Below are 7,862 nucleotides of genomic sequence, written 5' to 3' on the forward strand. Positions count from 1 at the left end.
CGATCTTCTCGCCGGGGCTCTTGGTTGTCTTTCTCATCGTCCACTCCTCGGTGGTCACGATGAGCCAGAAACACTCTCTTATCAAATTGCCCTATTTGGACCCATAAGCGCTGACGTCAGACATTTTGGTTGGTTTTGCAAATTTAGCACATCACCAAACTATCGCCACCTCCCATTGCCAGCACAAGCGGGGGATAGCGTAGCGATCAATCACAATTCGAGGTTTATTATGTCCCAAAATATTTAGCCGCAGTCGCATTGGCGCTGACCTTTTCAACCCCTGCCATTGCAGATCCCACAGTTGGTCTTGGCCTGAACTTCACCTTTGGCGGTGGCCAGGTGAACACTGGCGTTGGTGTGCGTGTCCTTTCCAATGACGAGCAAAACAAAGCCGCCGCATCCGTGGGGCTTGATTATATGTTCACCAACCAAAGCTGGCGCGGTTCAGTCGGTGCGGCCTATCTGATGGACAACAGCTATGTCGAGCTGAATGGCGGCTATAATTTCAACGGCGGTGGTTTTGATTTCGGTATCGGCGGTGGTTGGGCGGATACTGCACCTCAATCAACCAATGGCGGAAACGGAGCAGGTGGGGCTGTAGACCCAGACACTGGCGAACCTGTATAACGAGTTGATAGCCGCCTGGTCACTTAGAAAAGAGCCCCCTATCTAACGCCCTGATCGCCAGATCTCGCTCCATCCGGTTGCTAATTACGCGGCGAGAGTACAGCTCAAGGATGACGGCCAGATAAAGCCAGCCCTCACTGGTCCAGATGTAGCTGATGTCTCCGGCCCACTTTTGATTGGGGCCATCCTGCTGGATCAGCTCATAATCCGAGAGCAAACTCCATTCGTTCGTGTTCAAAAGCTGGCGCGCATCTTCTGTGCGCGGCCCCGGTAATACCATGCTGGCGGAGTGTTTCGCCCCAGATCTCGGTTACCGTGGTTGCCATTTCCCTGGCCATAGTCCTGGCATCATCTTCCTTAATATCAAAGAAGGGCGCGGCTTCGACAACTGCTTCCACTGAGGGTTCAAAGCCGTGAATGTCGCTGATCCCAGTTTCTAAAGTGGGCTGTCTGCGTGGTTGCGGGTTTACGTCAAACATCGGTGACAAGCGCCATCGATTGTCGCGCACATAGAGAAATCCATGATTTTTCAGGTGATCATCGGTGTTTGTGATCAGCACGGTGAACAACAGGCGCTGCCACAGCTCCAGAATGTCCCTGTCTGGCAGAACAGACATTTGACGAAGAGCATCTGCAATGTCGGTGTAATAACCGTGAGCAGATCCTTTTTTTCCCAGAGCCGTACGGGCCGACATATATGGCAGTCGACCACCTTGGCGGCGATCAAAACGCTTGATAAGGCCGACGGGATGCCTACTGGCCGCCAGCTCAAGCCGAGCCTCCGGTGTTCGAATACCGACCGCGCGGGCCATATTGAGGGTCGCGATTTCCAACCGCTCAACGGGCCATGTATCATCGATTGAGGTGAATTTGGCAATCCAAAGCTCCTGGCCATCCTCGACATTGGCTTTGGGGCGCGCACCACCAAGCGAACCAGCCGCGCCGACAAGATCACGCGCTTCGGCTTCAGCTCTATCCGGATCCCGCTCATACCGTGCTGCGATCGCACGAAGCTCTTCAATATTTGCCAGACGTGGCACAGGGGGCTGATCCGGGTGGAACACCTCTCCCTTTTCATTCAAAAACCGCAACGCCCCTTGGCGGGCCCTGTCATCTGCGGCAACCAGATAGTCAAACTCTGTCGCGCCCTCGCCATGCACCCTGCGAATGAGCTTGCGCCCCCAACTATCAGGCGATGTGTCCGTAAAGGGCCCCGCCATGACATCTCGACGACGGCTGTCGCGCCCCTCAGACGAAGAATGAAAAGGCGCGCCGTCGCGCGGTATGTCAGGCGCGAGATCAAATCCAATCGGGTTTTCAAGCCATCTTTCATCATAGATAAATGTGGAGTGAGACCGACGTCCATCGGTTTCAAAAATCAAACGACCGACGGGGACACAGGCGTCCCCAAGAACAACAGATGCCTCAGGCATTAAAATGCCGTCCCTTCATCATCATCTAGCACCGTCAGCCCCTGTGACGCATCACTTTGGTTGGCGGGGACGGTCTTCGTGCCCTTTTGCCCACGCTGCCGGATGCGTTCCGGGAGTTTCTCCCTATCCAGTCCGATGCCAGTGAAATCAGAAGATGGGTCTGCGATCTCAGCCAACCGGTCCAGCATACCCAGAGCGAGGAGCGCCATGGCAAAGGTCTCAAGCCGGACACCACCATCGCCCCTCTCAAGCTTTGCAAGAGTCTTGTCGCTGACACCAATCCGGCTACAGAAATCAGCAACCGACATGCGGCGCCTTTTGCGCGCCGTCTGTATATCGCGACCGAGCTGCGACAAAGCGGATTTAACTTGCAACGAGCTCACAACTTTCTCCACGAGTTACATCGGATATTTTTCCGGCTTCAAAAGCTTAGTCCGGAATTTTCTCCGGTATAAGGCCTCGCCTCACATAAATCAAGGCTTCACAACCTAGTCCGTCTGAACCTCCGATCTAAACAGCATAAAGCGAATTTTTCTCCGGCTTATTCGGAGTACAGCCCGCATCCCCTCCCCTGCCCCATGATCCACGGCAAAGCACTCAGGCAGGCTCGCGAAAAGTTCGGACCATATTTGCTAAATCCTGCAGATTCACTGTTAAGCAAACCTGCGCGGCATCGACCGGTGACAGCCTTCTTCATGCCGCTTGACCACTGAGCCTGCCATAGAAACTGCGCTCGAGATGCAACTCCCCTGCCCCAGCTTTTTGGACGATGCCGCGCAGATATCCGCCCGGAGACGCCACCTCACCGGCGCAATGCTTGTCGAAGGTCAGAACCAGCGCCGCTGTTGCGATTTGAGGCCCAAGTCGGTCCTGAGCCAGGTTCCAGGCATGTTCAGAGACGCCAATCATCGGCCTCAATTGCCCGGTAACGCGATGAAGATCGCTCCAATCCTTCAGATACCCGCCCATATTGCGCGCCCAAGACGTAAATTCAGGACAAGCCTGCATGATTGTTGGCAAATCAAGCGCTGCTCCGCGTTTCTTGCGCGTCTCGGCAACCCAATCTTCCAACTCCCTATCCACCCACTCTTCGGCTGGCGCACTCAGCACCACGCCCTCCGCTTGCTCAGTTTCTGAGCGATTACAGGTTACAGGATTAAGTTGAGTTGTAATTAGTATATGAGGTTCAGAAATGACCTCCCTGGGGTCCAATTCTTGAGTCTTTTCACTAACGTGTTCGATGTTTTCTGCTACGTTTTCCACAACCTCATCGGCCCGAACTGCCTTGAGATAGGTCGCCTCTTCTCCTCGGCTGAATAAGTTTGGCGCGTCTTACGGCGGATGTTTTTAGCCACCTTGTCGGCGGCGTCTTTCGATGTTTGCGGTTTCTTCGACATCTCGATGTCCTAATCGATAAGATGAACCAGAAATCCTCCGCTATTCAAATCCTCAAATCTGTCCCAAGGGTGCTGACGTCAGGCACTGAATGCACCTGCAGCGTTCGACTTCACAAACGTTGCGCCATGGTCTCTTTGGGCTGAAAGTAGACATAATGGATTATTTCATGCGCGGGGTATTGCAGGCATATTCGTTAAGCTAGTTTACGAAGGGGGAGTTAATTGCTTGGGGAGGTACCAATAAACTCGCATATTCAAGAGTTTGCCGTTGAATGCCTATTGGTCGAAAAGCTTGACCCATGCTCTGTGGTTGCTTTGATAGCGCGAAAATTTCCAGAGACTACCGGATTGGAGATGGCTTTCTTTTTAGTTTCTATCGCTAACAATCTATCAAACTGGCAGTCGCTTGATGCGAGTGATATTGGATTGCCTGCCAAGTTGTTTGAAGCATGTTCTGTGCTATCTGCCGACCTGTATGCGCTGGAAGTCAGTGGGATCTCGCCTGCAACTTGTTTGGATTTGGTTTCCTTCTGGGGGGCAGTGATCCATATTTTCCGATGCCATAGGTGTTAGGTAACCAGTCAATGACCGCGTTTGTTAGGATCGGATATCCGGGTGCTGTTTAGGAATGCAATATGTGTTGCCGCGAAGCCACGCCTGAAAATGAGGCAGGTTTCGAATTTGATAGCGGAATTCAGTTCTTACTCCGTGTAAGTCACGCTACGTAGATTTTGAGAACGCAACTATGTGCCTTTTATTTCTATTGCCTGACCTATCTGGTTTCATGGTTATTGTAACTGTAATACAAGTTCCAAAGTGAGAAACCTGGGGCGATAACTGTCTTGGAGTGGAGTTCAAAAGGACTGGAACGTGGAAAAGAGCCCTTTGTGGATGGTTAGCGTAATTGACGACCTGATTAGAGTGGCCTGCTCATATGAGGCTTATGAGGTTGCAAACTTATTGGCATTGACCCGCAAAAACTTGATAAAGTTAAAGCCGGGTGAAATGGGTGCGATTGGCACGATGGCCGATGTTGTGACGCTACGATTGGCTTTGGAAACTTGCTGGCAGCTTGGCGAGGGTTATGTTGGCGTTCAGGAATACGTCGAAAAGGCATTGGAGCATACTCCAGCCTTGGAAACTGAAAGTGGTGCTCAGCTTGTTCCCGTTTGAAACGTTGGCAGATTGTGGACCTGTCGCGGTTTGATGCCGCTCCTTTGATAGCATTTACTGCAACAAAGGAGATTGACTATGGGACTGAAACGGACGGACGAATTCCGCCAAGATGCGGTGCGTATCGCACTTACCAGCGGGCTTACCATTGCCCGGCAGTCGTTTGCTTGCAAACGATGAGAGGGGCGTAAGCAGGTGGCGAATGATCTTGGTGTTGGAATGTCGACGCTGAATAAATGGATCACGGCACATCCGCTGCCCGGCAGTGCATGTTTACATGCATGAGAGGGGAGACATAGACGTGGTGTCAAAAGAGGATATGAACCTCGCTCAAGAGAATGACCGGCTTCGGCGCGAGGCAGAGATGGCGATCTTCGAATACATCAACGGGTTCTATAACCCGCGACGTCGCCACTTAGCACTGGGATGGAAAAGCCCCGTCGCCTTCGAACGAAAGGTGGCTTAAACGAGCACTTGGGGCGGCACTAAAGCGTGACAGGTCCAGAGTGCTTCAACATGCCGAGAAGATTGGCAATGCCCGCAAAGCTTGCCGATATTTCGGAATTGGGAGATCCAGCTTCTATAGATGGCGGGATGCACATCAAAAGCATGGCGAAGCCGGTCTGAAGAATGCCAAATCTATTCCAAAGAACCCGGCCAACCAAACGCCGCCAGATATCGCAGAAAAGGTTCTGTATCTGCGTCGCAAATATCACCTGGGGCCAATCAGGATCGTCTGGTATTTGGCACGCTATCACGGCATCAAAATCTCTGACGCAGGAGTTTACCGCATCCTCAAGCGCAACGGTCTCAACCGACTGCCTCGAGGCACACGAATGCGGAAACTGCACACCAAACGATATCAAAAGCAGGTGCCAGGGCATCATATACAAGTCGACGTTAAGTTTCTGACTTTCAAAGGAAAACGCGGAGAGAAAGTGCGCAGGTTCCAGTATACTGCAATCGATGATGCAACACGCGTTAGAGCGCTCAAAATCTATGGGAAGCACACTCAGGCAAACGCAATCGACTTCATTGATCACATCATCGAAAAGTTCCCGTTTAGCATTCGAGAAGTTCGGACGGATAACGGCCACGAGTTCCAAGCCAAGTTCCATTGGCATGTCGAGGATCTTGGGATCAGGCACGCCTACATCAAACGCGGCACGCCCCAACTTAATGGAAAGGTCAAACGTTCCCACCGATCTGATCAGCAGGAGTTCTATCAACTCTTAAGCTACAAAGGTGACATCGATCTCGAGGCTAAGCTGGACGAATGGGAACGGTTTTACAACTTTGCCAGACCTCACGGCGCTCACAATGGCCAGACCCCTTACGAAGCACTCAGAGAGAAGCTACAGTAACACCACAAGTGTCCCGCCGGTCTGTCGAGTTTACACCTCCGGCAAACCCGGCGCGGTTCACTATTGCAATATCGAATCCATCTGTTAACCATTTTATCTGTGACGAGTTAGATTGCGAAAGTTATGATTGCGTAGACTAACTAGGGGTGGCATTTGCCGCCCCTTTCTATTTCATGAATGGTAATTTCATATGGTTGCCTAAGATCACTCTTTTGGCAGATTGGCACCGACCTCACACGCTACCTGAGATCCGTTGCATTTTAAGGGTCCTGTCAATAGATTGTGGTACTCGAAAAATGTGGCATGCATGCACTGAGCCGCGCCAATTTTTTCTTCGTTGGAACCGCCCCAATTCCCCTGCGATTCAGAATAGTACGGACACTTACACATTTCCCACCCCCACGATGGACAAAAATACTGGTGATGAATTTATCAGAATTCAAAAGATAATTGTTGGAACAGCTAAATGTTTAAACAAAATGATTGAGAATTAATATCTATTAACACTTTTTTTACCACAAACGAGGAAACATAGATCTGCCAATAATGGCAAACAACTTATATTTCCGATCAAAACAGCTAGAAAAGGGGTGGCAATGCTGCTCCTTTTCGCTTTTGCGCCTCTCGATTAGAATTTTGATCTGTTGAGAGGTTTCCTATTGCCGTCAGGGGTATACAAAGAGCATCAAGACTCTACCATTATGAGAGTGATGGCGGCGATACCGTTTAACCACCTTGTCGGCGGCGTCTTTCGATGCCTGCGGTTTCTTCGTCATCTCGATCTCCTAATCGATAAGATGAACCAGAAATCCTCCGCTATTCAAATCCTCAAATCTGTCCCACGGGTGCTGACGTCAGACAGTGCTGATGTTGCTGAACCCACTTGAGTGGTCCAATTGGTGTTGTCACGTAAACCGTCATCTGATTGTTCTGAAGTGATCCGGCAAATTTGGACGAAACTTGGGGCCCAGGTCAGTGCGTCGCGCGGCGAAGGTCGGCTTTCCGCCCGGAATGTTGATCAGCCTTGCTCACTTTGGGCTGGGTGCTGCCATAGGTATGCTCAGGTAGTACGAGCGGGATCGATTCAATTTGAGGTAACTCCCGAGGTGCAAAAACTTTCTGTTAGCTGTTCTGAGAATAAATTATATTGGAAAAAGAGGGTAAGATATGAGTGCGCATTGGCAATGTGACGAGGTAACGCTGAGGAGAAATCTGCTTTTTAGATTGTTGCAAAACTTTGACTTTGAAAAGCCGGTTTTTCAGTATGAGGCTATTTCAGAACCCATCATGGAAATGTCATTGATAGATGATGTTGACTCATTTGTTTTCAAGAGGGACCTAAAATCGCGCAAAAGTATCGCGAAAATAGACGACCCACTTTGGCTTTGATCGTATCTCTAGTAGTGAGTGCCCAAACCCGCTCATACGATCCGTCAAAGCCAAGATGTACCAAATCCGCATGCATCTGCTTGGCCGCGTCGGCGTCTCGAAGCTGGGCTCAACGATATCAGCCCGCAGATACTTCCTGATGGTGTAGCGAGACAGCTCTGTCCGCCGTGAAATCTCGCGAATGGGCATCTTGTCCCTCAGTGCTCATCGACGAATTACACTCAAAAATCCCATGTCTATCACTCCAATAACCCCCGACAAATCCCCTCAGGGGCAAGGTTGCACATGAGTCAGTTCTCAGTGACAATTCTGACCGCTACTGGGTCAGTTTTATGTGACATCCAACAACTCAAAACTGTGCGTCGGCAGAGTTTTTGGGTCCAAAGGCGGCCTAAACTAAGAGAGAGTTTGGCTCATCTGGTTGGTTTGATTATGCGGCGCGTTGCCTGTGATGCAAGCGGCGCGCTTCGAGCGTCTTT

Annotated in this window: 6 protein-coding genes and 4 pseudogenes; 5 read left to right on the forward strand and 5 right to left on the reverse strand. The window is 50.8% G+C overall.

From position 1 onward, the window contains the following. Positions 1-258: 258 nt before the first annotated feature. Positions 259-627, forward strand: coding sequence for a hypothetical protein (locus KKW20_RS16420; RefSeq protein ID WP_214569006.1), 369 nt, complete (start codon positions 259-261; stop codon positions 625-627). A gap of 31 nt (positions 628-658) precedes the next feature. On the opposite strand, the pseudogene KKW20_RS16425 reads toward KKW20_RS16420, so the two are convergent. From KKW20_RS16425 to repC, 4 genes and pseudogenes are all read right to left on the reverse strand, one after another. Beyond that, positions 659-814 (reverse strand): annotated as a pseudogene (locus tag KKW20_RS16425) (DDE-type integrase/transposase/recombinase); the annotation flags it as partial. A 13-nt stretch (positions 815-827) separates the two neighbouring features. Then, positions 828-2,060, reverse strand: coding sequence for a type II toxin-antitoxin system HipA family toxin (locus tag KKW20_RS16430; RefSeq protein ID WP_214569008.1), 1,233 nt, complete (start codon positions 2,058-2,060; stop codon positions 828-830). Next, positions 2,060-2,455 carry a helix-turn-helix domain-containing protein gene (locus KKW20_RS16435; RefSeq protein WP_343207607.1) on the reverse strand — a complete coding sequence of 132 codons (396 nt, stop codon included), beginning with the start codon at positions 2,453-2,455 and terminating at the stop codon, positions 2,060-2,062. Before KKW20_RS16435 ends, KKW20_RS16430 begins: the two co-directional genes overlap by 1 nt. A 298-nt stretch (positions 2,456-2,753) precedes the next feature. Then, positions 2,754-3,323 (reverse strand): replication initiation protein RepC, encoded by a 570-nt coding sequence (gene repC / locus KKW20_RS16675; RefSeq protein WP_214569012.1) that lies wholly within the window; start codon positions 3,321-3,323, stop codon positions 2,754-2,756. Between the two features lie 1,004 nt (positions 3,324-4,327). Between repC and KKW20_RS16445 the strand changes: the two genes are divergently transcribed. The 4 genes and pseudogenes from KKW20_RS16445 (at position 4,328) to KKW20_RS16460 (ending at position 5,994) form a co-directional block, all read left to right on the forward strand. Then, positions 4,328-4,630, forward strand: a complete 303-nt coding sequence (locus KKW20_RS16445; protein WP_214569014.1) for a hypothetical protein — start codon at positions 4,328-4,330, stop codon at positions 4,628-4,630. A gap of 78 nt (positions 4,631-4,708) precedes the next feature. Next, positions 4,709-4,873, forward strand: a pseudogene (locus KKW20_RS16730) (transposase); the annotation flags it as partial. Between the two features lie 106 nt (positions 4,874-4,979). Continuing rightward, positions 4,980-5,096: pseudogene (locus tag KKW20_RS16455) on the forward strand (IS3 family transposase); the annotation flags it as partial. Positions 5,097-5,136: 40 nt separating this feature from the next. Further along, complete coding sequence (locus tag KKW20_RS16460) at positions 5,137-5,994, forward strand: IS481 family transposase (protein ID WP_343207608.1); 858 nt, start codon at positions 5,137-5,139, stop codon at positions 5,992-5,994. A gap of 1,396 nt (positions 5,995-7,390) precedes the next feature. Here KKW20_RS16460 and KKW20_RS16465 read toward each other — a convergent pair. Then, positions 7,391-7,572: pseudogene (locus KKW20_RS16465) on the reverse strand (IS21 family transposase); the annotation flags it as partial. Positions 7,573-7,862: the final 290 nt, after the last annotated feature.

Source organism: Aliiroseovarius lamellibrachiae (assembly GCF_018599245.1).
Taxonomy (GTDB): Bacteria; Pseudomonadota; Alphaproteobacteria; order Rhodobacterales; family Rhodobacteraceae; genus Aliiroseovarius; species Aliiroseovarius lamellibrachiae.